Below are 26,348 nucleotides of genomic sequence, written 5' to 3'. Positions count from 1 at the left end.
GCCGACACGCTCCAGAGAGGGCCAGAGGGGTCCGGATCGGGCCCCCAGAACCTAGCGGAGCGTCCGTCACTCTCCAAAGCGGCACGACTACACACAGTCGCGTACGCATCGCAACCCGAGCTGCGGCGTATTACGGTCCGATCACGAACCGTTCACGCTCAGTAACCGAAGGCGTGGGCGGTGTTGACGCCGAGCGCCGTAGCCAGCGCGTCCTCGCCGATGCCGCGCACGGCGGCCATCGCGCGCACCGTGACCGGAATGAGATACGGGGCGTTGGGCCGTCCGCGGTACGGGGCCGGGGTCAGGAAGGGCGCGTCGGTCTCCACGAGGACCAGTTCCAGCGGGGCCACGGCGAGCGCGTCCCGCAGGTTCTGGGCGTTCTTGAAGGTGACGTTGCCGGCGAAGGACATGAAGTAGCCCTCGCGGGCGCAGATCCCGGCCATCTCGGCGTCGCCGGAGTAGCAGTGGAAGACGGTGCGCTCGGGGGCGCCCTCCTCCTTCAGCACGCGCAGGACGTCGGCGTGGGCGTCACGGTCGTGGATGACGAGCGCCTTGCCGTGCCGCTTGGCGATCTCGATGTGGGCGCGGAAGGACCGCTCCTGGGCCGCCATGCCCTCGGGACCGGTGCGGAAGTGGTCGAGCCCGGTCTCGCCGACGCCCTTCACCTGGGGCAGCGCGGCCAGCCGGTCGATCTCGGCCAGGGCCTCGTCCAGCGCGGCGTCGCCGCCCGGGCCACGGGCGCCCTGCCGGGACCAGCCGTCGGGGTCGCCGTGGACGATCCGCGGGGCCTCGTTGGGGTGCAGGGCGACGGTCGCGTGGACGTTCTCGTACGCGGCCGCGGTCTCGGCGGCCCACCGCGAGCCCTTGATGTCGCAGCCGACCTGCACGACCGTCGTCACGCCCACCGACGCGGCCTTGGCGAGGCCTTCCCCGACCGTGCCGGACTGCATGTCGAGATGGGTGTGGGAGTCGGCGACGGGCACCTCGAGGGGTGCCGGGAGCGGCGGCGCCGCGTTCTTGTCGTCCTTGGTGTTCTGGCCGGCGTTCGAAGGCATGCCCCGATCCTACGAAAGGAGCATGCCCCGGACCGCCGGCGATCCGCTCAGCTCGCCCTGCGCTGGAACGGGTGCAGGAGATCGGACAGATGCCAGTGGTGCGGCTCCTCGGGCCGCCCGGCCAGCTCCGGCGCCTCGACCGGGCCCGCCTGCGGTACGTGGTGGTCGTGCCGCCGCGCCGCGCCGCTCGCCGACGAGACCTGCCCCGCGCGCATGATCCGCACGACGTGGCCGTCGCAGTTGTGGCAGCTGGGCCGGCTCAGCGGCGACGGCACTATGCGGCCGTCGGCCACGTACCGCACGAACTCCTGCCCGTCGGCGTCCGTGTGGTGCTCTATCTCGTACGACTGCTCCCAGCCGTGCCCGCAGCGCATGCAGGCGAACGAGTACGACTCGTGAACGACGGGTGCGGCCGTACCGCGGAGGCCGGTCCGCCCTGCGATCTCACTCATGCCAGCTCCTCTTGTCCGCTGGACAAGCACCCCGGTGCGGGGGTTCCCCACAACCCCTGGGGTGTGGGACGGTGCGTCCCTTCGACCAGTGGACTCTTCCGCCGGCGCGAACGCAGCAGGGCTGTCGAGTGTTGGAGGCGATTTGGGCGTTCCTTGCCGAAACCGCCCTCTTCCACCCCGCTGGGCTTTGCTTTCGGTGACAGCCCTTTGCCCTCCCATGGGGCGCTCGCTCAACCGAGAACGCTCCTGCTCAGAGGGCGTTCACGGGTGGGCCGAGGGGTGCGCGGCCCAGCGGGGCGCGGGGGACTGCGGTTCACTCACCGGCGCGCTTGGCCGCGACCACGGCGTCGAAGACCACCCGCTTCGGCAGGCCCGCCTCCGCCGCCACCGCCGCGATGGCCTCCTTGCGGCGTTCGCCGGCCTCCTCGCGCACCCGCACCCGGCGGACCAGTTCCCCGGCGTCGAGTTCCTCGGGTCCGGGCTCGGGGGCGCCCTCGACCACCACGGTGATCTCGCCGCGCACCCCCTCCGCGGCCCATCGCGCCAGCTCGGCCAGCGGACCGCGCCGCACCTCCTCGTACGTCTTGGTCAGCTCGCGGCAGACGGCGGCCCGCCGCTCGGCCCCGAAGACCTCGGCCATCGCGGCGAGGGTGTCGTCGAGCCGGTGCGGGGCCTCGAAGTAGACGAGCGTGCGCCGCTCGTCCGCGACCTCCCGCAGCCGGGACAGCCGCTCGCCCGCCTTGCGCGGCAGGAAGCCCTCGAAGCAGAACCGGTCGACGGGCAGCCCGGACAGGGCGAGCGCGGTGAGCACGGCGGACGGCCCCGGCACGGCGGTGACCTTGACGTCCTTCTCCACGGCGGCCGCGACCAACCGGTACCCCGGGTCGGAGACCGACGGCATGCCGGCGTCGGTCACGAGCAGTACGCGCGCGCCGCCGAGCAGTGCCTCGACCAGTTCCGGCGTGCGGGCGGACTCGTTGCCCTCGAAGTAGGAGACCACGCGGCCCTTGGGCGTCACCCCCAGCGCCTGGGTGAGCCGGCGCAGCCGCCGGGTGTCCTCGGCGGCGACCACGTCGGCGCCGGCCAGCTCCTCGGCCAGCCGGGGCGGCGCGTCCGCGATGTCGCCGATGGGGGTACCTGCGAGGACAAGGGTTCCAGTCACTCCCCCATCCTCGCAGGCACCGCCCGAGGCCCGGGAAAGCGACCGCATCCCGACCGGTACCGCGCATGCACGGGACTCGCACAGTACGGTTCCCTACGATGGCGCGGTGACCAGTACCGCGTCCTCCATGGACCTCCGGCAGGGCCAGGCGCCGCACGACCAGCGGCCGTCGTGGCAGCAGCGGCTGCGCCGATTCGGGTACGCGCCGGCGACGGACGCGCCCGAGGGCGACGTGCGCGACCGGCTGGTGCCCCCGTACACCGAGCCGAGCCCCCGGCTGTGGCGGGCGCTCGGCATGCCGCCGGCCCTCGCCGAGCGGATCACCCGCTGGTCGGGCTGGGGCGGTCCGCTGCTGGTGACGCTGATGGCGGGCCTGATGCGGTTCTGGAACCTGGGCAGCCCCCGGGCGGTGATATTCGACGAGACGTACTACGCCAAGGACGCGTGGGCGCTCGTCCACCGCGGTTTCGAGGTCAACTGGGACAAGTACGGCAAGACCGCCAACGACATGGTCCTGCAGACGCACGGGCACCTGGCGGTCCCGACGGACCCGGCGTACGTCGTGCACCCGCCCGTCGGCAAGTACGTCATCGGCCTCGGCGAGCTGATCTTCGGGTTCGACCCGTTCGGCTGGCGGTTCATGACGGCGGTGCTGGGGACGCTGAGCGTGCTGCTGCTGTGCCGGATCGGGCGCCGGATGTTCCGCTCGACGTTCCTCGGCTGCCTGGCGGGCGCGCTGATGGCGGTGGACGGCCTGCACTTCGTGATGAGCCGGACCTCGCTGCTCGACGGCGTGCTGATGTTCTTCGTGCTGGCCGCGTTCGGCTGTCTGGTCGTCGACCGGGACCGGTCACGGGAGAGACTGGCCGCCGCGCTGCCGGCCGGCCCCGACGGCCGGGTCCGCCCGGACGCGCACCTCGCGGACACCTTCCGCTTCGGCCTGCGCCCCTGGCGCTGGGCGGCCGGGCTGATGCTGGGTCTGGCCATCGGCACGAAGTGGAACGGCCTGTACGTCCTGGCGGCGTTCTGCGTGATGACCGTGCTCTGGGACGTCGGCGCCCGCAAGGTGGCCGGCGCCCGTCACCCGTACGCCGCGGCCGTCAAGTACGACACCGGCATCGCCTTCCTGGCGACGGTCCCGGTGGCGCTCGTCGTCTACCTGGCCTCCTGGACCGGCTGGATCCTTTCTCCGGCCGACGGCAGCGGCGGCTACTACCGCAACTGGGCGGCCACCGACGGCAAGGGCGGCAGCTGGACCTTCCTGCCGGACTGGCTGCGCAGCCTGTGGCACTACGAGCACGAGGTCTACAACTTCCACGTCCACCTGTCCTCGCCGCACACGTACCAGTCCAACCCGTGGAGCTGGATCGTGCTGGGCCGCCCGGTGTCGTACTTCTACGAGTCCCCCTCCCCGGGCACCGACGGCTGCCCCGCGGACGCCGGCCAGAAGTGCGCCCGGGAGGTGCTGGCCATCGGCACACCGCTGCTGTGGTGGGCGGCCTGCTTCGCGATCCTGTACGTGCTGTGGCGCTGGGCGTTCCGCCGCGACTGGCGGGCCGGCGCGATCGCCTGCGGCATCGCGGCGGGCTACCTCCCCTGGTTCCTGTACCAGGAGCGGACGATCTTCCTCTTCTACGCGGTCGTCTTCCTGCCGTTCCTGTGCCTGGCGGTGGCGATGATGATCGGCGCGATCGTCGGCCCGCCGGGTTCCGGCGACACCCGCCGGGTGATCGGCGCCTCGGCGGCGGGGGTGCTGGTCCTGCTGATCGCCTGGAACTTCATCTACTTCTGGCCCCTCTACACGGGCCAGGCCCTCCCGATCGACTCCTGGCGGTCGCGGATGTGGCTGGATACGTGGGTCTAGCCCGGCGGACGCCGTCAGGGCGCGGCGGACTCCGTCGCGCCCTGACGGTCGTTCGTTGTCGTGTCGGCGTCGGCCGCGCGAGGTGATGCGCTGTCGCGCTGCGCTGCCTCTACCAGGTGACCGGCAATTCCAGCGGGAACCGTCTGATCGTCTTCGTGTCCCAGCGCACCTCCTCCGGCGGCACCGCGAGCTGCAGACGCGGGAATCTCTCCACCAGCCGGCCGATGGCCACTTCAAGTTCCGCCATGGCCAAAGGCACCGCGATGCATCGGTGGCCGCCCCAGCCGAAGGTCATGTGCGGAGCGCTGTGCCGGTCGAGGTCGATGACGTGCGGGTCCGGGTAGCGCTCCGGGTCGCGGTTGGCCGTCAGGTACGACACGTGAACGAAGTCGCCCGCCCGGATGTGCGCACCGTCCAGCTCCACGTCCTCGAGAGCGACCCGGGGGATCCCGACCCCCTTGCGGAACGGGATGCAGCGGAGCATCTCGTGCAGGACGTCGGTCAGGGCTTCGGGCCGGCTCCTGAGGTGCTGCAACAGCTCGGGACGGGTCAGGAGCAGGTAGACGATGTTGCTGATCTGGCAGGTCGCCGTGTCCTGGCCGCTGAGCGCCAGCGTCAGCGTCATGACCGCCAGTTCCCTGTCCTCGAGCTGTTCGTCGCCTTCCTGCGCCGCGGCCATCGCGCTGATGAGGTCCGGGCCGGGTGACTTCCGGCGTTGGGCGACCAGCTCGGCGAAGTAACCCGCCAGGTCCGCCTTGGCCTTCGTGGCGGCCTCCTTGTTCTCCGCACCCACGACCAGCAGTTGGTGCACGGAGTCCTGGACCCAGGGCCACTCCTGCCGTTCGATACCCAGGAGGTCCAGGACGGCATGCTGGGGGAGCTTGTCGGACAGGTACTCGACCACGTCCGCCGGTGGTCCCTGTTTCTCCATGTCGTCCAGCAGTCGGTCCGCGAGCTGGACGATCCGGTGCCGCATCCCGTCGACCTGCTGCTGCGTGAAGGCCTGCGAGGCCAGATGACGGACGCGGCTGCTGTGCGGCGGGTCCATCACGTTGATCGATTCCGGTGAGACGATGGGCTCCGGCGTCATCCGGGGGTAGTCCTGGCCGATGATGCCCGCCCTGCTGAACCGCTGGTCGGTGGTCACCTGCTTGACGGCGTCGAAGCCTGTGATCAGCCAGGCGTCCGCGCCGCCGTAGGGAAGCCGGATGCGCGCGGGAGATCCGCGCTGCATCAGGGACGCGAACGTGGGGTCGAAATCCAGGGCTTCGCTGAAGTCGAACGGGCAGCTGAGAGCCTCGTTGTCCGCGGTCATGAGCCGACTCCTCCGGTCATCGGTACGACGTTGGTGGTGTCCACGGCCCTGCGAACGGCTTTGGCGAGCCTGACCGCGTCGCCGACGGCCCAGTAGTGGACGAAGAACAGGCGTGGTTCGTCATCGAGGTTGTGGTGGTGCAGCTCGACGAGTTCGATGCCACCGCGTCGCAGGGCCGTGAGGGCGGGCTGGACTTCGCGGGCGATCACGACCAGGTCGCCGCTGATGGCGGCCCTTCCGCCACCGGTCGGCTGGAAGTTGACGGAGGTGGTGGAGCCCAGTCCTGGCGGCAGCACCATATGGCCGTCGGCGACGGTCTCACGACGGACGTAGACGCTCTTGTAGATCTTGCCGTCAGTGGTGCCCTTGACGCCCATCGCGGCGTCGATGGCGGCGGTGTCCAGGTCGACGGGTGGTGAAGAAGTGGCGGGCTCGGCGGGTGGGGTAGCGGTGCAGTCGAGTGCGGCGCGCAGGCCGCGGGCGACGGCCACCGGGTCGTGACCGTGCGCGTGCACATGCACCCACCAGACGGCCGGCTCGTGGGCGAGCAGGTGCTTGTGGATGGCGGTCTGCATGATCCCGTGCTGCTGCAGGGCGTCGCACAGGTGCTGTAGTTCGCGTTCGGCGACCACGACGTCGCCCATCAGGAGCGTGCTGTGGTCTGCGTACCGGACGAAGGACACGTGCGTGCCCAGGGCGAGCGCGGGATCGATCAGAATGCCGCGGGAATAGACCTTGAGGTCCCGGCGCGGAAAGGCCGTGTGGTACATGAATCGCTTCATGTCACCAGGTCGGCCGAGTGCCGCGCCCACGCGTGCCCAGTCCGCGAGCTTGGTCGCCACCGGTTCGACCAGGGCGTGGTCCTCCCGCCGGGCGGAGAGGGCGCCGGCCCGGGCCGGCGCAGCGCTGAGCACGGGTGCGAGGGCGGCCGCTACCAGCACCCGGCGCCGGGAGGGTGTGAGTGGGGATCGGGAGTCATGCTGTCGTTCGTCAGCCATGTCATATGCCTCCTGGCCCGATCGAAACACCGGAATCCGCATCGCCCGGTGATCGACGCAGCCACATCCCGCAGGTGGACTAACCCGGCATGAACCGGCGCGAACCGAGTTCGCTCCGGGGCGGGCCGGGGACGGGACCGCGGCCGGCTGCATTCGCCTCACCGACTTCACCGGGTCGGGGGACTGCGCCGCCGGCTGCCAGGCCGGACACGCCGATGAGTGTGAACATCATCTCAAAGTGACGTGACGACTCCGGAACGTCATCACGGCCCACAGGAGGACCGATCGATGAATCCCACTCTGAAGCGCCTGTTCGGCGCCACCGCGGCGGTCGCCGCGAGCGTGTCGGCCCTGCTCGGCACCGGGGCCGGCACTGCCGGCGCCGCCGACAGCGCGCACTGCGACCGCGCCGAACGCGCCATATGGAGCCTGGGGCCCAGCCGCGACGTGACCGGACACCACTGCAGCATCCCGACCACCAAGCGCCGCTGGTACACCGTGGAGATCGACACCCTGGAGAAGGTCCACTACAAAACGGACAACCTGAATGGAGGTGTCGACCGGACCGAGACTCAGCACGACACCACCATCAGGTGCCTGGGCTACACCTCCGAGAACGGCACCGTGCACTGGTTCGGCTGCCCGGCGGCCAGACACACGCACCAGGACGACGACCGCCGCGGTCGGACACGCGATGCGGCCGGACCCCGGACCTGAGTCACGGTTTCGACAACTCCCGCCCCAGGGGCCCCGTAACCGCTTACAGTGCTTCCGCATCCTGCTTTTGAACGCGTTCAGGAAACGGTGACGCGGCAGGTGCTCGACGGGGAACGGGGAAACGGGGAGGGATGCGCGCGATGCGCAACGGAGTCAAGGGCGCGGTCATAGGCGGCGTGTGCGCGGCGATGCTGGGCGGGGCCGGTTACGGCGCCTACAACATCCTGTCGGCGCTGAACGGCGACGGGGGATCCGGTGGCACCGCGACCGTGAAGTCCGGGCCGCCCGGCACGGACGAGGTGAAGGACACCACGGCGAAGTTCTTCGCCGCCTGGGAGAAGGGCGACGCGGCGACCGCGGCGTCGTACACGAACTACCCGCAGGAGGCGGGCCGGTTGCTGACCGCCTACGGCGACGACGCGCACATCACCGAGGTGCACGTCACGGCCGGCACCGCCACCGGCACCACCGTGCCTTTCACGGTCAAGGCAACGGTGTCGTACGGCGGCGCGTCCCGGCCGCTCGCCTACCGGAGCAGTCTGACCGTCGTACGCGGCGAGACCTCGCACCGCCCGCTGGTCGACTGGCAGCCGTCCGTCGTCCATCCCCGCCTCCGCAAGGGGGACACCCTCGTCACCGGCGAGTCGGCGGCCCCGCCGATCGAGGCCGTGGACCGCGACGACACCGTGCTGACGAAGGAGAAGTACCCCTCCCTCGGTCCCGTCCTGGACGAGCTGCGCAAGCGCTACGGCGACAAGGCGGGCGGCGAGGCCGGTGTGGAGCTGGCCATACGCCATGAGGACACGGACGGCACCGGCCAGGCCGACACCCCCCTGCTCACGCTCGCCAAGGGCAGACCCGGCAAGCTCCGTACGACGCTCAGCGCGAGCGCGCAGGCGGCGGCCGAGACGGCCGTGCGCAAGTACACCGACGCGTCCGTCGTGGCCGTCAAGCCGAGCACCGGCGAGATCCTGGCCGTCGCCAACCACCGCGGCGACGGCTTCGACGCGGCCCTGCTCGGCGAACGCGCCCCCGGATCCACCATGAAGATCATCAGCGCGGCGACCCTCATCGACAACGGCAGGACCACCGCGAACGGCCCGGCGCCCTGCCCGCCCTCCGCCGTCTCGATGAGTCAGACGTTCCACAACCTCAAGGACCTGAAGCCCGACGACCACGCCACCCTCTCCGACAGCTTCGCCCGTTCCTGCAACACGGCGTTCGTGAAGTTCGCGGACGAGGTGAAGGAGGACACCCTCACCAAGGAGGCCGAGGAGCGGTTCGGGCTCGGGCGGAACAACTGGCAGATCGGCGTGCCGTCCTTCGACGGCCGGGTGCCCGCGGCGGGCGGCTCCGACAAGGCGGCCGGCCTGATCGGCCAGGGCCAGGTCCAGATGAGCCCGCTGAACATGGCGTCCGTGACGGCGACCGCGATGACCGGCACCTTCCGGCAGCCGGTGCTCGTCCCGCTCGCCCTGGACGGCCGCGAACCCGCACGCGCGCGTGGGCTGTCGTCGAGCACGGTCGCACAGCTGCGCGCCATGATGAACCGCACCGCCCGCAGCGGCACCGCGGCCGGCGTGATGGCCCGGATGAGGGGGGACATCGGGGCGAAGACCGGCTCGGCGGAGGTAGACGGGAACGCCAGGTCGGACAGCTGGTTCACCGGTTACCGCGATGACGTGGCGGCGGCCGCGATGGTCCAGGACGGCGGCCACGGCATCGACGCGGCCGGTCCGATTGTCGCAAGCGTGCTACGGAACGCGGGCTGAGATCACCCGCCGAGCCGGGGACCTTAGGGTGAGGGTCGTCGTTGGGGATTGTGAGGGCTACGGGGAGCCTGGGGAAGTCGCGGAGGAACTGAGGCAGTGGGCAAGAGAAGGCGCGTCGCCGAGCGACGGAAGACCAGTCCCGCCGTGCTCGGCGGGATGATCGCCGTGGTCGTCGGCGGCGCCGGGTTCGGCGTCTACGCGCTGTACGGCGCGGGCGCCGCGGCCGACGAGCGGACGTCCGAGGCCCACCACAAGGCCGTCAAGACCGGCCCGCTCAGCACGGCCGAGGTCCGCACGGCCTCGGCGCGCTTCCTCACCGCCTGGCAGCAGGGCAGGACCGCCGAGGCGGCGGCCGCCACCGACGACCCCTCCGCCGCCGCCGCACTGCTCACCGGCAACGCCAAGAACGCCCACCTCAAGGGCGTCACGCTCACCGCCGCGACGGCGACGGGTGCCAAGGTGCCGTTCTCCGTGAAGGCGACCGTGGCGTACCAGAGCCTCAGCAAGCCGCTCGCCTACGACAGTTCGCTCACCGTCGTGCGGCGCCGGAGCGACGGCAAGCCGCTGGTCGACTGGCACTCCTCCGTCGTCCACCCGGACCTCAGGGACGGCGACACGCTCGTCACCGGTGAGTCCGGCACCCCGCCCGTCACGGCACTGGACCGCGACGGTGGTGAGCTGACGGCCGCCAAGTACCCCTCCCTGGGCACGGTGCTGGACGGCCTGCGGGAGAAGTACGGCAAGAAGGCGGGCGGCAAGGCGGGCGTCGAGCTGCGCGTGGTGCGGGGCAAGGCGGCCAAGGCGGCCAAGCTGTCCGACAAGACGCTCGTGGAGCTGAGCAAGGGCACACCGGGCACGGTGAGGACGACGCTGAGCCCGGCCCTGCAGGCGGCGGCCGAGCGGCAGGTCGACAAGCGGGCCCGCGCCTCGGTGGTCGCCCTGCGGCCCTCGACCGGCGAGATCCTCGCGGTCGCCAACAGCGGGCACGGGTTCAACACCGCCTTCCAGGGCTCCCTCGCGCCCGGCTCCACGATGAAGGTCATCACCTCGTCGCTGCTGATCGACAAGGGTCTGGCGGAGGCGGACAAGGAGCACCCCTGCCCCAAGACGTTCACCTACGGCGGCTGGAAGTTCCACAACGACGACGACTTCGAGATCAAGGGCGGCACGTTCAAGGCGAGCTTCGCCCGCTCCTGCAACACCGCCTTCATCAGCCAGGCGAAGAAGCTGAAGAACGACGACCTGACCAAGCAGGCGCAGCAGGTCTTCGGTCTGTCCATGAACAACTGGGCGATCGGCGTGCCCACCTTCGACGGCTCCGTGCCGGTCCAGTCGGCGGCGCAGATGGCCGCCTCGCTGATCGGGCAGGGCGCGGTGCGCATGAACCCGCTCAACATGGCGTCCGTGGCGGCCACCGTGAAGTCGGGCACCTTCCACCAGCCGTACCTGGTGTCCCCGTCCGTGGACCACCGCACGCTGGCCACCGCGTCGCGCACCCTGTCGGCCGGGACGCTGTCCCAGCTGCGCGAGCTGATGCGGTACACGGCCGCCTACGGCACCGCCGCAGAGGCCATGTCCGGGCTCGGTCCGGACTACGGCGCGAAGACCGGGTCGGCGGAGGTCGACGGGCAGAAGAAGCCCAACGGCTGGTTCACCGCCTACCGGGGCGATCTCGCCGCCGCGGGCGTGGTCCAGGCGGGCGGCCACGGCGGTGACACGGCCGGCCCGATCGTGGCGACCCTGCTGCGGGCGGGCGGCTGATCAGCTGCCCACGGGCTCGGCGACGTAGGTCCGGCGCAGAAATCTGACCAGGGTCTTCGACTCGAACTGCACCACCTCGACACCGTTGTCGGTGTGGAACTCCACGACGGCCTGCACGCGCCCGCACGGCCACACCCGGACGTCACCGCTCTCGGCCGGCGTCCTCAGTCCCTGCTCGAGGAGCGCTCGGGAGAAGGTCCACTCGTGCGGCCCGGGAAGGCCGACCCGGACCGACCGGGGATCGGAGTCGGGGTCGTAGCGCAGCACTACGGGTACGGCCCCCGGGTCCTCCTCGTCCGTGACGATATGAGCGCGCGCGTACTGTTCGACTACAGACATCGGACCGCCCTCTCACGCACTGTGACCTATGCGAAAGCTGTGCATCCGCTTTCCATCAAGAGTCGCACACTTTCCGGTTCCCGCCCCGACGAGAGACGAGACTCCGTCTCTCTTGCAAAAGGTTCGCAACAAGGGCCTAAAATCATCTGGTGCATGTACCTGACGGATTCATCGACGCCCCCACCTCAGCGGTCACCGGAGTGGTCGCCGCCGGCGCCCTCGCGGTGAGCCTGCGCGGTGCCCGCCGCGAACTCGACGAGCGGACGGCCCCGCTCGCCGGTCTGGTGGCTGCGTTCATCTTCGCCGTACAGATGCTCAACTTCCCCGTCGCGGCCGGAACAAGCGGCCACCTTCTGGGTGGTGCGCTGGCCGCGATACTCGTCGGCCCCTGCACAGGTGTGTTGTGCGTGTCGGTCGTACTGCTCATGCAGGGTGTGCTGTTCGCCGACGGCGGGCTGACCGCCCTCGGCGTGAACGTCACCGACATGGCGATCGTCACCACGGTCGTCTCCTACGCCGCCTTCCGCGGGCTGCTCGCCGTACTGCCCCGCAAGCGGCGCTCGGTCACCGTCGCCTCCTTCGTCGCCGCGCTGGTGTCGGTGCCGGCCGCCGCCGTCGCCTTCACTCTGATCTACGCGGTCGGCGGCACCACCGACGTCGCCATCGGCAAGGTCGCGACCGCGATGATCGGCGTGCACGTGCTGATCGGCATCGGCGAGGCGGTCATCACCGCGCTCACCGTCGGCGCCGTCATCGCCGTACGCCCGGACCTCGTGCACGGCGCGCGCGGCCTGCAGCAGCGGCTCCGGCTGCGCGTGAACGGCGAACTGGTGGACGCCCCGGCGCCCACGGCGCCCGTGGCCGCGCGCACCTCGCGGCGCACGCTGTGGGTGACCGGCCTCGTCACCTCCCTCGTCCTCGCCGGGTTCGTCAGCTTCTACGCCTCCGCCGACCCCGACGGCCTGGAGAAGGTCGCGCACGACAAGGGGATCGACAAGAAGACCGAGGACCACGCGGCGGCCGACTCCCCGCTCGCCGACTACGGCGTCAAGGACGTCTCCGACGCCCGGCTGTCCGGCGGCCTCGCCGGCGTGATCGGCGTCGGTGTCACCGTCGTGGCCGGCAGCGCGGTGTTCTGGGCGGTGCGCCGGCGCCGCGGCGCGGACGTCTCGCCCGCCTCGACCGCGGGCACCGGCGCCTGACATGGGCGCGGGACACGCGCACCGGCTCTACCGGCACGGGCACTCGCCCGTGCACGGCCTGCCGCCGCACACCAAGCTGGCGGCCACCTTCCTGTTCGTGGTGGTCGTGGTGTCGACCCCGCGCGAGGCGATGTGGGCGTTCGGGGTGTACGCCGCCCTGCTCGCGTGCGTCGCGTACCACGCGCGCGTGCCCGCCGGTTTCCTGCTCAAGCGGCTGCTGATCGAGGTGCCGTTCGTCGCGTTCGCGGTGCTCATGCCGTTCGTGGCGGAGGGTGAGCGGGTGGACGTCCTCGGGCTCTCGCTGAGCGTGAACGGCCTGTGGGGCGCCTGGAACGTGCTCGCCAAGGGCACCCTCGGCGTCGCCGCCTCCGTGCTGCTCGCCGCCACCACGGAACTGCGCGAACTGCTGCTCGGACTCCAGCGGCTGAGGCTGCCGCCGCTGCTCGTGCAGATCGCCTCCTTCATGATCCGCTACGGCGATGTCATCACCGACGAGATGCGCCGGATGCGGATCGCCCGTGAGTCGCGCGGCTTCGAGGCGAAGGGCGTGCGTCACTGGGGCGTGCTCGCCAAGTCCGCCGGCGCACTGTTCATCCGCTCCTACGAGCGCGGGGAACGCGTGCACCTGGCCATGGTCAGCCGGGGGTACGCCGGCTCGATGCCGGTCATCGACGAGGTGACCGCGTCCCGGGCGCAGTGGTCGTACGCCCTCACGCTCCCCTTCGCCGCCCTCGCCGTCTGTCTGCTGGGATGGGTCCTGTGACTACACCTGCCTCTCTGGAGGTCTCCGGCCTCGCCTTCGCCTACCCGGACGGCCACCAGGCCCTGTTCGGCGTCGACTTCTCCCTCGCGCGCGGCGAGCGGGTCGCGCTGCTCGGCCCGAACGGTGCCGGCAAGACGACCCTGGTGCTGCACCTGAACGGCATCCTCGGCGGTGGCACCGGCACGGTGACCGTGGCCGGGCTGCCCGTCGGCAAGCAGCACATGGCCGCCGTCCGGCAGAAGGTCGGCATCGTCTTCCAGGACCCGGACGACCAGCTGTTCATGCCGACCGTGCGCGAGGACGTGGCGTTCGGGCCGGCCGCCGCCGGGATGAAGGGCACCGCGCTGGAGGAACGGGTGCGCACGGCCCTGGAGCGGGTCGGCATGCAGGACTTCGCCGACCGGCCGCCGCACCACCTGTCCTTCGGCCAGCGCCGGCGGGTCGCGGTGGCCACCGTGCTCGCCATGGAACCGGAGATCCTGGTCCTGGACGAACCGTCGTCCAACCTCGACCCGGCCTCCCGGCGCGAACTCGCCGACATCCTGCGCTCGCTGGACGTCACGGTCCTCATGGTCACGCACGATCTGCCGTACGCCCTGGAGCTGTGCCCGCGCTCCCTGATCCTGAGCGACGGCGCGATCGCGGCGGACGGCCCGACCGGCGCGCTGCTCTCCGACGACGAGCTGATGCGGGCGCACCGCCTGGAGCTGCCCTTCGGGTTCGACCCGAAGTCCGTGACAATGGGCGCGTGACGAACGAGGATCCCGCCGTCGAGGGCTCGCTGCTGCTGGACGACCAGCTGTGCTTCGCGCTGTACGCGGCACAGCGCGCCGTGACCGCCGCGTACCGTCCGCTCCTCGACGACCTGGGGCTCACCTACCCGCAGTACCTCGTGCTGCTGGTGCTGTGGGAGCGCGGCGAGACCAGCGTGAAGGAGCTGGCGGGCGCCCTCCGCCTGGACTACGGCACCGTCTCGCCGTTGCTGAAGCGGCTGGAGGGGGCGGGTCTGGTGCGCAGGGAGCGCGCGGCGGGCGACGAGCGCTCGGTGCTCGTCGCGTGCACCGGGCGCGGGGAGGAACTCAGGGAACGCGCGGCGCGCGTACCCGACGCGCTGCTCACGACGACGGGACTCGGCGCGCCGGAGATCGCGCGGTTGCGCGAGGAGCTGTGGAGACTCACCGAGCGCGCCGACGCGGCGGCCCGCCGGCACTGATCCGGCCGCGGTCCCGCTCATCCCGCGTTACCCGCGGTTGCCACCCCCCTGGTGCCCCGCAGACCTACCAGCCAGTACCTTGTGCACGATGTATTTGTGCGCCACTTGTTCTGGGGGAGGCCGATCATGATGGACAGCACCGCGGTCGACACCGCTGTCGACACCCGCCCGACGAAGATCATGTACGTCGCCGAGGCCACCGCGCACGGCGGCCGCGACGGGTACGTCACCAGCCAGGACGGCCGGATCGAGCTGAAGGTCGCGATGCCTTTGGAGCTGGGCGGGGACGGCAACGGCACCAACCCCGAGCAGCTCTTCGCGGCCGGGTACAGCTCCTGCTTCCACAACGCCCTGATCCTGGTCGGCAACCGCGCGGGCTACGACCTGACCGGTTCCACGGTGGCCGCGAAGGTCGGCATCGGCCCGAACAGGCACCAGGGCTACGGCCTCGCGGTCGCCCTCAGCGTCTCGCTGCCGGTACTGGACCGGCAGCTCGCCGAGAAGCTGGTGGATGCCGCCCACGAGGTGTGCCCCTACTCCAACGCCACGCGCGGCAACATAGACGTAACGATTCTGCTGGGCTGATCCCGCCGAGGAATCGCAGGCACGCAGCCGCTGTTGCACCCACTGTCGCAGGCGAGGGAAGGGACGGCGGGCGTGGACGTGAACGGCACTGTGGCCGAGGGCTTCGAGCCGGTCAGGGAGGCGTTCGCAGCGAACTTCGAGCTGCTCGGGGAGCGCGGAGCGGGCGTCGCCGTGTACCGCGACGGACACCGGATCGTGCACCTGTGGGCCGGTACCAAGGACGTGGACGGCGACTCCCCCTGGGAACCCGGGACCGCACAGATCGTGCGCTCCGCGACCAAGGGCGTCGCCGCGGGCGCGCTGCTGCTCCTGCACCAGCGCGGCGAGCTGGACCTGGATGCCCCGGTCGGCACGTACTGGCCGGAGTACAAGGCGGCCGGCAAGGAGCACACGCGCGTACGGCACCTGCTCGCGCACCGGGCGGGCGTGCCCGTGCTCGACCGTCCGCTGACCCCGAAGGAGGCCGCCGACCCCGACCTCGGTGCGGCGGCCGTCGCCGCGCAGGCGCCGGTGTGGGAGCCGGGAACGGACCATGGCTACCACGCCCAGACCTACAGCTGGCTCACCGGCGAACTGCTCCGGCGCGTCACCGGCCGCCCGGCGGGCGAGTGGATCGCGGACGAGATCGCCGGGCCCGTCGGCGCGGACCTGTGGCTCGGCCTGCCGGAAGCGCAGCACGCGCGCGTGGGGCGCGTCGGCCCCGTCGAGGCACCTGAGGCCGCGGGCAGCCTGCGGACCCGCCCCAAGCGCGCGGTCGCCGAGGCCTATGCCGACCCGGACTCCCTGACCCGCCGCGCGTTCGCCGCGATCACCCCGCTGCCGGACGAGAACGCCCCCGCCTACCGCGCCGCCGCCCTGCCCGCCTCCAACGGCATCGCCACGGCCGACGGACTGGCCCGCTTCTACGCCTCGCTCATCGGTGAGGTGGACGGCGGAACCCGCCTGTTCACCCCGCAGACCGTGGAACTGGCCCGCGCCGAGCAGTCCGCCGGGCCGGACCGGGTCCTCGTCGTCGGCACCCGCTTCGGTCTCGGCCACATGCTGCACGGCAGCGCGTCCCCGCTGCTCTCCCCCGGCTCCTTCGGCCACCCTGGCCGGGGCGGCGCCCTCGCGTTCGCCGACCCGGAGACGGGCATCGCCTTCGGTTACGTCACCAACGGCTTCCGCAAGAGCGTGACGGCGGACCCGAGGGCACAGGCACTGGTACGGGCGCTGCGCTCGGCGCTCGCGCAGGGGAGCGGGGCCGGGGGAGGGCCGCGAGGTGCGTGACGGCACGCGCTCGGGGCGTGCGTCCGCGGCACGCACCTAGAGCGTGCGCCGTCCCCCGTGCCATCGCGCCCAGCGCCTCCGCGTCACACGTGGATCGGGTGCGAGGTCCGGCCGGACTCCGAGTCGATCTCCCCGTGGGCCTTGGTCAGCAGTTGCATGGCCAGTTCGTTGAGGGCACGGGCGCCGGCTATCTCCTCGCCGACCCGGGGCTGGTTGGCGTCGACGCGGTGCCGGCTGGCGCGGCCGTGCGCCCGTACCTCGGTGCCGTCGGGCAGACGCACCAGGGCCGCCGCGCGCGTGTGCTGGTCGTCCTCCTCGAACTCCAGCTCGATGTGCCATCCCACAGCGGTGTGCATCATGTCGACCACCTCCGTAAACCGCTGCTTCCAGGGTGCGCCCGGGCACCCCGGCCCGTCATGTCGACGTCTGCTCGAAGCTGGCGAAGTACGCGGCGGCCATGTCCTCGTCCGCGTGGCCCTGGGCGGCGGCGCGGGCGAGCCGTTCGGCGGTCGCGGTGGCGACGTCGAGCCGTACGCCCTCCCGTTCGCCCGCCTCGACGATGAGCCGGGCGTCCTTCTCCGCGGTGGCCACCGCGAACGACGCCGGGGTCAGCTTGCCCTCGAGCACCAGCGCCGCCTTGGCACGCAGGTAGCCCATGTCGAGCGGGCCGCCCTCGATGAGGTCGAAGAAGTCCCGCGGGTCGACCCCGAGGGCCTTGGCGAGGGCCAGTACCTCGCCGGCCGCGGCGGTGGCCGCGAGGACCCAGCTGTTGGCGACCAGCTTGAGCCGGCTGGCGCTGCCCGCGCCCCCGTCGTCCCCGGTCCACACGGTCTTGGCGCCCACCGCGTCGAAGACCGGCGCGACCGTCTCCCGGCCCTCCTCGGGTCCGGCGGCCAGCACGGTCAGCCGGCCCGCCTCGGCGGGCTGGCGGGTGCCGAGGACGGGGGCGTCGTAGAAGACGAGCCCGTGGTCGCGGGCGAACGCGGCCAGGTCGGTGATCAGGTCGGTCCCGGCGGTGGTGCACTGCGCCCACACCACGCCGGGACGCAGCGCCGGGGCGGCCTCGCGCATGACCTCCAGGACGGTGTTGCCGTCGTAGAGCATGGTCAGGACGACGTCCGCGCCCTCGACGGCCTCGGCGGGGGTGCCGGTGACCCGGGCGCCGTCGGCGGCCAGCGGCTCGGCCTTCTCGCGGGTGCGGTTCCAGGCGCGGACGTCGAGTCCGGCACGGCACAGGTTGCGGGCCATCGCCGCCCCCATGATGCCGGTGCCCAGGACACTGACGGTCGGCTTGTCGGTCATTGACGGCTCCCTGTCGTCCGGCTTGCTGCCCAGTGGTCCGACGCTACCCAGCGTGCAGCATCAGCCCGATCCCCACGACCAGCAGGCCCGCCGCCGCGATCCTGGGCGCTCCGAAGCGCTCCTTGAAGAGCAGGGCGCCGATGGCCGCGCCGACGAGGATGGACGACTCGCGCAGGGCGGCGACGGGGGCGAGTGCGGCACGTGTCTGCGCCCACAGGACCAGAGCGTACGCGCCGACGGACAGGGCGGCACCGAGGAGGCCGAGGGCGGCGTACGGGCGGAGCAGCCGGACGGTGTCGCCACGCGCGCGTGCGTAGAGGCAGGCGGGAACGACGACCCCCTGGACGGCCATGAGCCAGGCGATGTACCCGAGCGGCGAGTGCGCGGCGCGGACGCCCAGGCCGTCGATCACCGTGTACGCGGCGATCGTCAGCCCGGTCGCCAGTGCCGCGCCGACGGCCGCCCAGTCGGGCCGGCTGCCGCGCAGCCCCCACAGGCTGACACCGGTGAGGCCCAGGCAGGACACGGCGATGCCGGCCGTCGCCCAGGCACCGGGGACCTCGTGCGCGAAGACGGCGGCGAGGACGGTGACGACGAGCGGCGCGCTCCCGCGCGCGAGGGGGTACGCCTGCCCGAAGTCACCCAGCCGGAAGGAGGTCATCAACAGGGCGTAGTAGGCGATGTGCACGGCCGCCGAGGCCAGCAGGAACGGCCAGGCGGGCCCGGCCGGGAACGCCACGAACGGCACCGTCGCGAGCCCGATCAGCAGTCCGCCGCCGGAGATGAGGGCGAAGCCGACCAGCTTGTCGGTGATCCGGTGCGCGATGGCGTTCCAGGCGGCGTGGGTGACGGCGGCCAGCAGGACGGCCGCCGCGACGAGGGGCGTCACACCTTCTGCTCGCGTACGTCCACCAGGGTGGCGCCCGCGTGGCCGACGAGTTCCTTCGGCCCGATCGGGAAGACGGTGTACGGCGTGCCGGCCGCCGCCCACACCAGGTCGTGCGCGAGCAGTGAACGGTCGGCGAGGACCCGCGTGCGCGTGCGGTGCCCGAAGGGGGGCACACCGCCGATGGCGTACCCGGTGGTTTCGCGGACGACCCCGGCGTCGGCCCGGGTGACCTTCCCGGCGCCCAGCTCCTGCCGCACCCGTTCCACGTCCACGCGCGAGGCCCCGTCCATCAGGACCAGCACCGGCACGCCGTCCGCGGCGAAGATCAGCGACTTGCAGATCTGGCTCAGTTCGCACCCGACCGCCGCGGCGGCCTCGGCGGCGGTCCGGGTGGCTTCCGGGAACCGCCGGGTGCGCGAGAGCAGATCGTCCAGCCCGAGCGCCCGCAGCGCTTCGGCGAACCGGGGGTGGGCCCCGAACTCTTCGGCGTCCGTGGCGGCTGTCGTCGTCATGAAGGGCACGCTACGGCATCGCCCGGGCCGCATTCACGGGGATTTCGCCGCCCGTGCCGGGTGCCGGTGCCGGGCGGTACGCGAAAGGCCGGTGAGAGTGCAGCCCCGTCCCCACGGGCACCCTCACCGGCCGTCTTTCACGAGCGGTACGTCAGGCGCGTACCAGCTCCCGCTCCTCGTCGGGGTCGGCGTCCTTGCGGTCCGCGTGGGCGCGCAGGCCCTCGCCCTCGACGTCGACGTTGGGCAGCGCGCGGTCCAGCCACTTCGGCAGCCACCAGGCGCGCTTGCCCAGCAGGGCGAGCACCGCCGGCACGATGGCCATGCGGACGAGGAACGCGTCGAAGAACACGGCGATCGCGAGGCCGAAGCCGATCATCTTGACCATCGACTCGCTGGAGCCGATGAAGCCGGAGAAGACGGCGATCATGATGACGGCGGCCGCGGTCACGACCCGGGCGCCGTGCCTGAAGCCGGTGACCACCGCCTGGTGGGGCTTCTCGCCGTGGACGTACGCCTCCCGCATCCGGGTCACGAGGAAGACCTCGTAGTCCATCGCGAGGCCGAAGACGACGCCCACCATGAAGATCGGCATCATCGACATGACCGGGCCGGTCTGCTCGACGTTCATCAGACCCGACAGCCAGCCCCACTGGAAGACCGCGACCACGGCGCCGAGGGCCGCCATCACGCTGAGCAGGAAGCCGAGGGCCGCCTTCAGCGGGACGAGGATCGAGCGGAAGACCACGATCAGCAGCAGGAAGGCCAGGCCGACGACCAGGGCGAGGTAGGGCAGCAGGGCGTCGTTCAGCTTCTGCGAGACGTCGATGTTCATCGCCGTCGAACCGGTGACCAGGACCTCGGCGTCGGTCTTCGCGGCGATGTCCGTGCCCTTGTCACGGATGGCGTGCACCAGGTCCTCGGTCGTCTTCGAGGACGGCTTGGACTTCGGGACGACGGTGATCGTCGCGGTGTCGCCGGCCTTGTTGGGCGCGGCCGGGCTGACCGTGACGACGTTCTTCAGGCCCCTGATCTCGTCGCCGACCTTGGTGAAGGCGGCCTTCGGGTCGTCGCTGCCCTTGGCGTCGACGACGACCATGAGCGGGCCGTTGAAGCCCGGTCCGAAGCCCTCGGAGAGCAGGTCGTAGGCGCGGCGCTGGGTGGTCGAGACCGGCTGGGAGCCGTCGTCGGGGAGACCGAGTTCGAGGGAGGCGGCGGGAACCGCCGCCGCGCCGAGACCGAGCACGCCGAGCAGCAGGACGGCGACGGGGCGCCGGACCACGAAGCTCGCCCAGCGGGTGCCCATGTTGGGGCGGGCCGGCTTCTTGGGCGTACGGCCGCCGCCGAGCAGCTTGCTCTTCTCACCGGTCGGCTTGATCTTGCGGCCCGCGTAGCCGAGCAGCGCCGGGATCAGGGTGAGGGCGATGAGGACCGCGATGGCGACGGTGCCCGCGGCGGCCACACCCATCTTGGTCAGCATCGGGATGTTCACCACGGACAGGCCGACCAGGGCGATGACGACGGTGAGGCCGGCGAAGACCACCGCCGAGCCCGCCGTGCCGACGGCGCGGCCGGCCGCCTCCTCGCGTTCGCGGCCCTCGGCGAGTTCGGCGCGGTAGCGGGAGACGATGAAGAGGGCGTAGTCGATGCCGACGGCGAGGCCGATCATCGAGGCCAGGGTGGAGGTGGTGGTGCCCAGGTCCAGGGCGCTGGCGAGCGCGGTGATCGTGGAGACACCGATGCCGACGCCGATGATCGCGGTCAGCAGCGGGAATCCGGCCGCGAGCAGGGAGCCGAAGGTGATGACGAGGACGACCGCGGCGACCGCGATGCCGATGATCTCGCTGGAACCGGTCTCGGGTGTCGCGGTCAGCGCGTCACCGCCGATCTCGACGGTCAGGCCCGCGTCCCGCGCGTCCTGGGCGGCCTCCTTCAGCGCGTCGCGGGAGGAGTCCTCCAGCTCCATGCCGGAGACCTTGTACTTCACCGAGGCGTAGGCGACGGTGCCGTTCTTGCTGACGGCGTGCCCGGTGTAGGGGTCGGCGACGGAGGCGACCTCGGAACCGCTCCCCAGTTCCTTGACGGTCTTCTCGACGGTCGCCTTGTTGCCGGCGTCCGTCATCTTCTCGCCGCCGGGGGCCTTGAAGACGACCCGTGCGGTGGCGCCGTCGGCGCTCATTCCGGGGAAGCGCTGTTCCAGCAGGTCGAAGGCCTTCTGGGCCTCGGTACCGGGGATGGAGAAGGACGTGTTGCCGGCGGTCGGCGCGGACGCGGCGCCCACCCCGGCGAGGGTGAGCAGCGCGACCCATATGAGGGCGACGAAGTGCCGTCGCCGGAAGGCGAGCCGGCCGAGTTTGTAGAGGAACGTGGCCACGGAGGCGTACTCCCGGTCAGTCGTTGGGTTCAGCTGGGCAGGGGCGATCAGCCCGACGACGTGAGCGGTGACGTCAGGTGGTGGGCTTGCTGGGGAGAGGGATCAGTGACCGATCAGGTGGATCGGGTGCATCAGGTGGTGGGGACGCCGAGGGCGGGGAGGACCACGGCGTCGATGTAGGAAAGGAGGAAGGCCTGCGTCGGCGGCTGCTCGTCGATCAGCGTACGGGCGGCGAACCCACCGATCATCATGTGCATCACGTAGCCGATCGCGGGGTTGTCCGCACGGATCTCCCCCCGGTCGATCGCCCGTTGCAGCACACGACGGAACTCCGCCATCTCCGGTTCGATGAGGTGGTCCCGGAACGCCCGCAGGAGGTCCGGGCTGGAGTGGATCGCCATGGCCAGACCCCGCATCAGCGCGGAGTTCTGCTCCATCTTGCAGTCGTCCGCACGCAGCGTGAGCGCGTGCAGATCACCCCTGAGCGACCCGGTGTCGATCTCGTCGGCGGAGGTGCCTGGTTTGTCGTGCCGCACCGCCTTCGCCACCAGCTCGGCCTTGCCGCCCCACTGGCGGTAGAGCGTGGCCTTGCTGGACCGGGTGCGGGAGGCCACGGCGTCCATGGTGAGGGCGTCGTAGCCGACTTCCCGGAGCAGGTCGAGCACTGCCTCGTACAACTCGGCCTCGCGCTCGGGCGTGATCCGACTGCGACGCGCCGTTGCGACGACCTCGGTCATGCCAGTCACCTTCCCGCTCCGGAACTTCCTGCTTCTTACATCTCTGAAGATACCCTGAGAGCCTGCGAAACGAAACCGTTTCGTACGTGCGCTGGGTCACGCCTGTCGGGTTTTCATAAGCTCAAGTTGCTGGTGCCCTTCGCCCGGAAAAGCATGGGGAGGTGAGCTATCTGCGCCTTCCCCACCTCAACGGCGACCTGCTGTGCTTCGTGGCCGAGGACGACCTCTGGCTGGCGCCCCTCGACGCCCCGGGCCGCGCCTGGCGGCTCACGGTGGACCGCACGAAGGCCGGCCATCCCCGCTTCTCGCCCGACGGCCGCCGGATCGCCTACACCACCTGGCGCAGCCTGGTCCCCGAGATCCACCTCGTCGGCGTGGACGGCGGGCCCGCACGGCAGCTGACGTACTGGGGCAGTGCGGACACGCAGGTGTGCGGGTGGAACCCGGAGGGCGACATCCTGGCCGTGGCCTCCCACGGGCAGCCCTTCTCGTACTTCACCTGGGCCTACAAGGTCCCCACCGACGGCGACCCGGGCGGACGCCTGCCCTGGGGCCCGGTCGCCGACATCCAGGTCGCCGACCTCGACGGCGAGCGCAGGACCCTGCTGCTCACCGGCACCCCGCCGCACGAGCCGGCCTCCTGGAAGCGTTACCGCGGCGGCGCCATGGGTCGGCTCTGGCTGCACGGGCAGCGCCTCCTGCCGGACATCGGCGGCCATCTGGCCTGCCCCATGTTCGTCGGCGGCCGGATCGCCTTCCTCTCCGACCACGAGGGCGTCGGGAACCTCTACTCCTGCGCGTACGACGGCACCGACCTGCGCCGCCACACCGACCACGACGCCTTCTACGCGCGGAACGCCTCCACCGACGGCACGCGCGTGGTCTACCAGTGCGCGGGCGACCTGTGGCTGGTGGACGACCTCTCGCCGGCCGGCGTACCGCGCAGGCTCGACATCCGGCTCGCCGGACCGGCCACCGGCCGCCGCAGGTACCCGGTGCCGGCCGCGCAGAACGTGGACGGCATCTCCGTGGACGAGACGGGCCGGGCCAGCGCCGTCGTGGTCCGCGGCAGCCTGTACTGGCTCACCCACCGCGACGGCCCGGCCCGTACGCTCAGCGACACGCCCGGCGTCCGGGTACGGCTGCCGGAGATGCTGGGCTCGACCGGGCAGGTCGCGTACGTGACGGACGCCGAGGGCGAGGACGCCGTCGAGATCGCCCAGCTGCCGCGCGCCACCGGCGACCGTGCACCGCGCAGGCTCGCCTCCGGCGACCTGGGCCGCGTCCTCGAGCTGACCTCCGACCCACTCGGCGAACGCCTGGCCATCGCCTCCCACGACGGCCGCCTGCTCCTGATCGACGTGACGGAGGAGGAGAACGGGGAGACGGAGGGGGCGGGCTACGAGGCGGAGGGGCTGGGCGGAGAGACGGAGGGGTCGGGCGGAGAGACGACAGACGTCGAGGGCGTCGGAGGCGTCGAGGAGGCCCAGCGGGTCGGAGGAGGCGGGGAGGGCTCGGGGATCGGAGGAGGCCGGGAGGGCTCGGGGAACGCGGAGGGCTCCCGGGGCTCGGGCGGGTCGGGCGGCTATGGGCACACGGAGGTCGCCGACGGATCGGCGGGCTCGGGCGACACGGGCGCCAACGGATCGGAGGGTTCGGCCGGGTCAGGGGGATCGGGCGGCTCGGACAGCCTGCGCAGCTCAGCCGACTCGGCCGGTTCGACCAGGGCGGCGGGGTCGGCCGGCCCAGCGGACTCGGCGGGACCAGGCGGACCAGGCAGCTCAGATGCCCCGGGCGGCTCGGTGGGATCCGTGGGATCGGGCAGCCCAGCGCGGTCGGGCAGCCCAGCGGACACGGCGGGACCAGGCGACTCGGGCGGCTCGGACAGCCTGCGCAGCTCAGCCGACTCGGCGGGACCGGACGGACCAGGCAGCTCGGCCGGCGCGGGTGCCCCGGGTGCCTCGGTGGGATCGGGCGACTCAGCTGACTCGGCCGGCTCAGCGGGGTCGGGCGAAGCGGGTGGGGCGGCGGGGGGTGTCGTCAGGGAGTTGATCCGCTCTGTCAACGGGCCCGTTCGTGATCTCGCCTTCTCGCCCGACGGATCCTGGCTCACCTGGTCGCATCCGGGCATCGGACGCTCCCTGCGGCAGATCAAGCTGGCCCGCATCAAGGACCGGATGATCGTCGACGTGACGAACGGCCGCTTCGAGGACGAGAGCCCCGTCTTCACCCGAGACGGCCGCTACCTGGCGTTTCTGTCCTGGCGCGGCTTCGATCCGGTGTACGACGTGCACACCGGCGATCTGTCCTTCCCGCTCGGCTGCCGCCCCTATCTCGTCCCGCTCTCCTCGGCGACCCCGTCCCCCTTCGCCCTGAACCCCGAGGGCCGGCCCGCCGCCGGCGGCCTCGACCCGCTCGAGGACGAGGAGACCGGCGAGGGCGGCACGGTGACCGTCGAGATGGAGGGCCTGGCGAGCAGGGTCACCCCGTTCCCGGTCATCGCCTCCAAGTACTCCTCGCTGTACCCGGTCGCCGGCGGCGGACTGGTCTGGCTGCGCTGGCCGATCTCCGGCGCGCTCGGCGAGACCTTCGCCAGCCCGGACGACACCACCGGCCGCCCGACCCTCGAGTACTTCAACATCAGCAAGGCCAAGAAGTCCGAACTCGTCGGCCACCTCGACTGGTTCGCGGTCAGCGGCGACGGCACCCGGCTGGTCGTCGTCGACGAGGGCGACCTGCGGGCCGTGCCCTCGACCGAGCCCGGCGACGGCGACACGACCGTCTGGATCGACCTGCGCCGCATCCTGCACATGGTCGACCCGCCCGCGGAGTGGCGCCAGGCCTACGCCGAGGCCGGACGCCTCATCCGCGCCTACTTCTGGGACCCGGGCATGTGCGGCATCGACTGGGACGCGGTGCTCGACCAGTACCGGCCGCTGGTCGAACGGGTGGCCTCCCCGGACGAGTTCGCCGACCTGCTCCGCGAGGTCCTGGGCGAACTGGGCACCTCCCACGCCTACGTCACCGCCGCCCGCCGCAACGAGGGCCCGCCCCACTACCAGCGCTGGCAGGGCCTCCTCGGCGCCAACTTCGTCCACCGCGACGGCGGCTGGACGGTCCGGCGCATCCTGCCCGGCGAGTCCTCCGACTCCAAGGCCCGCTCACCGCTGGCCGGCACGGGCATCCGCGACGGCGCCGTACTGACCCACGTGGACGGCCGCCCCGTCGACCCGGTCACCGGCCCCTGTCCCCTGCTCGCCGGCACGGGCGGCACGACCGTGGAGCTGACGTTCACCCCGGCGGAGGGCGAGGCCGGGCATCCCCGGCGCGTCGCCGTCGTCCCGCTCATCGACGAACGCCCCCTGCGCTACCACGACTGGGTGGCCAAACGCCGTGAGGTGGTGCGGGAGTTGAGCGGCGGCAAGTGCGGCTATCTGCACATCCCCGACATGGGCGGCTCCGGCTGGGCCCAGTTCAACCGCGACCTGCGCATGGAGGTGTCCCGGCCCGCGCTGATCGTGGACGTCCGCGGCAACGCGGGCGGGCACATCAGCGAACTGGTCATCGAGAAGCTGACCCGGACGATCCTGGGCTGGGATCTGACCAGGGACGCGCAACCGGTGTCGTACACCTCGAACGCGCCGCGAGGCCCGGTGGTCGCCCTCGCCGACGAGGCGACCTCCTCGGACGGCGACATGATCACCGCCGCCTTCAAGCTGCTGAGGCTCGGCCCGGTCGTCGGCCAGCGCACCTGGGGCGGCGTGGTCGGCATGACCGGCCGGCACCGCCTGGGCGACGGCACGGTCATCACGGTGCCGATGAACGCGGCCTGGTTCGACGCCTACGGCTGGTCCGTGGAGAACCACGGCGTCGCCCCCGACCTGGAGATCCTGCGCACGCCCCTCGACTGGGCGGAGGGCCGCCACGCCCAGCTGGACGACGCCGTCCAACTCGCCCTCGACCTGCTGGAGTCCAACCCCGCCGCCATCCCCCCGGACCACAGCGACGTCCCGAACCGCTCCCGCCCCAAGCTGCCACCACGGCAGTGAGCGGCCCTCGCAAGGGGCGCG

At 71.7% G+C, this 26,348-nt stretch carries 23 protein-coding genes; 11 read left to right on the top strand and 12 right to left on the bottom strand.

From position 1 onward, the window contains the following. Positions 1-158: 158 nt before the first annotated feature. The 3 genes from ACZ5CW_RS02025 to rsmI form a co-directional block, all read right to left on the bottom strand. Positions 159-1,055, bottom strand: coding sequence for a TatD family hydrolase (locus ACZ5CW_RS02025; RefSeq protein WP_468597499.1), 897 nt, complete (start codon positions 1,053-1,055; stop codon positions 159-161). A 47-nt stretch (positions 1,056-1,102) separates the two neighbouring features. Further along, the gene (locus tag ACZ5CW_RS02020; protein ID WP_468597497.1) at positions 1,103-1,507 is read right to left on the bottom strand and encodes a hypothetical protein; all 405 of its coding nucleotides are present in this window, start codon (positions 1,505-1,507) and stop codon (positions 1,103-1,105) included. Positions 1,508-1,820: 313 nt separating this feature from the next. Next, entirely contained in the window at positions 1,821-2,669 is an 849-nt protein-coding gene (rsmI, locus tag ACZ5CW_RS02015) for a 16S rRNA (cytidine(1402)-2'-O)-methyltransferase (protein WP_468597495.1), read from the bottom strand. Positions 2,670-2,775: 106 nt separating this feature from the next. On the opposite strand from rsmI, the gene ACZ5CW_RS02010 reads away from it, so the two are divergent. Next, positions 2,776-4,533 (top strand): dolichyl-phosphate-mannose--protein mannosyltransferase, encoded by a 1,758-nt coding sequence (locus tag ACZ5CW_RS02010; protein ID WP_468597494.1) that lies wholly within the window; start codon positions 2,776-2,778, stop codon positions 4,531-4,533. Between the two features lie 109 nt (positions 4,534-4,642). Here the strand turns inward: ACZ5CW_RS02010 and ACZ5CW_RS02005 are convergent, their stop codons facing one another. Both ACZ5CW_RS02005 and ACZ5CW_RS02000 read right to left on the bottom strand, forming a co-directional pair. Then, positions 4,643-5,848 (bottom strand): cytochrome P450, encoded by a 1,206-nt coding sequence (locus tag ACZ5CW_RS02005; RefSeq protein WP_468597493.1) that lies wholly within the window; start codon positions 5,846-5,848, stop codon positions 4,643-4,645. Continuing rightward, positions 5,845-6,846 (bottom strand): DUF1259 domain-containing protein, encoded by a 1,002-nt coding sequence (locus ACZ5CW_RS02000; RefSeq protein ID WP_468597492.1) that lies wholly within the window; start codon positions 6,844-6,846, stop codon positions 5,845-5,847. The genes ACZ5CW_RS02005 and ACZ5CW_RS02000 overlap by 4 nt, the downstream gene beginning before the upstream one ends. A gap of 288 nt (positions 6,847-7,134) precedes the next feature. Between ACZ5CW_RS02000 and ACZ5CW_RS01995 the strand changes: the two genes are divergently transcribed. The 3 genes from ACZ5CW_RS01995 (at position 7,135) to ACZ5CW_RS01985 (ending at position 11,096) form a co-directional block, all read left to right on the top strand. Beyond that, the gene (locus tag ACZ5CW_RS01995) at positions 7,135-7,563 is read left to right on the top strand and encodes a hypothetical protein (RefSeq protein WP_468597490.1); all 429 of its coding nucleotides are present in this window, start codon (positions 7,135-7,137) and stop codon (positions 7,561-7,563) included. A 140-nt stretch (positions 7,564-7,703) separates the two neighbouring features. Further along, positions 7,704-9,335 (top strand): penicillin-binding transpeptidase domain-containing protein, encoded by a 1,632-nt coding sequence (locus tag ACZ5CW_RS01990; RefSeq protein WP_468597488.1) that lies wholly within the window; start codon positions 7,704-7,706, stop codon positions 9,333-9,335. Positions 9,336-9,431: 96 nt separating this feature from the next. Beyond that, a complete protein-coding gene (locus tag ACZ5CW_RS01985) occupies positions 9,432-11,096 on the top strand; it encodes a penicillin-binding transpeptidase domain-containing protein (RefSeq protein WP_468597487.1) in 1,665 nt (554 codons plus the stop codon). On the opposite strand, the gene ACZ5CW_RS01980 is transcribed toward ACZ5CW_RS01985, so the two are convergent. Further along, positions 11,097-11,435 (bottom strand): SsgA family sporulation/cell division regulator, encoded by a 339-nt coding sequence (locus tag ACZ5CW_RS01980; RefSeq protein ID WP_468597485.1) that lies wholly within the window; start codon positions 11,433-11,435, stop codon positions 11,097-11,099. It abuts the gene before it with no gap. A 149-nt stretch (positions 11,436-11,584) separates the two neighbouring features. On the opposite strand from ACZ5CW_RS01980, the gene ACZ5CW_RS01975 reads away from it, so the two are divergent. The 6 genes from ACZ5CW_RS01975 (at position 11,585) to ACZ5CW_RS01950 (ending at position 16,467) form a co-directional block, all read left to right on the top strand. Continuing rightward, positions 11,585-12,637 (top strand): energy-coupling factor ABC transporter permease, encoded by a 1,053-nt coding sequence (locus tag ACZ5CW_RS01975; RefSeq protein ID WP_468597483.1) that lies wholly within the window; start codon positions 11,585-11,587, stop codon positions 12,635-12,637. Between the two features lies 1 nt (position 12,638). After that, complete coding sequence (cbiQ, locus tag ACZ5CW_RS01970; RefSeq protein WP_468597480.1) at positions 12,639-13,400, top strand: cobalt ECF transporter T component CbiQ; 762 nt, start codon at positions 12,639-12,641, stop codon at positions 13,398-13,400. Beyond that, positions 13,388-14,152: an energy-coupling factor ABC transporter ATP-binding protein gene (locus ACZ5CW_RS01965; protein ID WP_468597478.1), complete on the top strand. Its 765-nt coding sequence runs from the start codon at positions 13,388-13,390 to the stop codon at positions 14,150-14,152. The genes cbiQ and ACZ5CW_RS01965 overlap by 13 nt, the downstream gene beginning before the upstream one ends. Continuing rightward, entirely contained in the window at positions 14,149-14,613 is a 465-nt protein-coding gene (locus ACZ5CW_RS01960; protein ID WP_468597476.1) for a MarR family winged helix-turn-helix transcriptional regulator, read from the top strand. The genes ACZ5CW_RS01965 and ACZ5CW_RS01960 overlap by 4 nt, the downstream gene beginning before the upstream one ends. A 126-nt stretch (positions 14,614-14,739) precedes the next feature. Then, positions 14,740-15,198, top strand: coding sequence for an organic hydroperoxide resistance protein (locus ACZ5CW_RS01955; protein ID WP_468597474.1), 459 nt, complete (start codon positions 14,740-14,742; stop codon positions 15,196-15,198). A 72-nt stretch (positions 15,199-15,270) separates the two neighbouring features. Next, positions 15,271-16,467 carry a serine hydrolase domain-containing protein gene (locus tag ACZ5CW_RS01950; protein WP_468597472.1) on the top strand — a complete coding sequence of 399 codons (1,197 nt, stop codon included), beginning with the start codon at positions 15,271-15,273 and terminating at the stop codon, positions 16,465-16,467. A gap of 83 nt (positions 16,468-16,550) precedes the next feature. On the opposite strand, the gene ACZ5CW_RS01945 is transcribed toward ACZ5CW_RS01950, so the two are convergent. The 6 genes from ACZ5CW_RS01945 to ACZ5CW_RS01920 form a co-directional block, all read right to left on the bottom strand. Further along, positions 16,551-16,826 carry a DUF1876 domain-containing protein gene (locus ACZ5CW_RS01945; protein WP_468597471.1) on the bottom strand — a complete coding sequence of 92 codons (276 nt, stop codon included), beginning with the start codon at positions 16,824-16,826 and terminating at the stop codon, positions 16,551-16,553. Positions 16,827-16,881: 55 nt separating this feature from the next. Beyond that, complete coding sequence (locus ACZ5CW_RS01940; protein WP_468597469.1) at positions 16,882-17,769, bottom strand: NAD(P)-dependent oxidoreductase; 888 nt, start codon at positions 17,767-17,769, stop codon at positions 16,882-16,884. 43 nt (positions 17,770-17,812) lie between these two features. Next, complete coding sequence (locus ACZ5CW_RS01935) at positions 17,813-18,658, bottom strand: EamA family transporter (RefSeq protein WP_468597467.1); 846 nt, start codon at positions 18,656-18,658, stop codon at positions 17,813-17,815. Further along, positions 18,655-19,170, bottom strand: a complete 516-nt coding sequence (locus ACZ5CW_RS01930) for a YbaK/EbsC family protein (RefSeq protein WP_468597465.1) — start codon at positions 19,168-19,170, stop codon at positions 18,655-18,657. The genes ACZ5CW_RS01935 and ACZ5CW_RS01930 overlap by 4 nt, the downstream gene beginning before the upstream one ends. Positions 19,171-19,321: 151 nt before the next feature. Then, entirely contained in the window at positions 19,322-21,541 is a 2,220-nt protein-coding gene (locus ACZ5CW_RS01925; RefSeq protein WP_468597464.1) for an MMPL family transporter, read from the bottom strand. Between the two features lie 131 nt (positions 21,542-21,672). Beyond that, a complete protein-coding gene (locus ACZ5CW_RS01920) occupies positions 21,673-22,278 on the bottom strand; it encodes a TetR/AcrR family transcriptional regulator (RefSeq protein ID WP_468597462.1) in 606 nt (201 codons plus the stop codon). Between the two features lie 161 nt (positions 22,279-22,439). Between ACZ5CW_RS01920 and ACZ5CW_RS01915 the strand changes: the two genes are divergently transcribed. Next, positions 22,440-26,327 carry a S41 family peptidase gene (locus tag ACZ5CW_RS01915; protein WP_468597460.1) on the top strand — a complete coding sequence of 1,296 codons (3,888 nt, stop codon included), beginning with the start codon at positions 22,440-22,442 and terminating at the stop codon, positions 26,325-26,327. Positions 26,328-26,348 lie beyond the last annotated feature (21 nt).

This window comes from Streptomyces sp. NPDC031379 (genome assembly GCF_055569615.1).
Note: the sequence above shows the minus strand (reverse complement) of the source record. Positions and strands in the feature narration are given on the sequence as shown.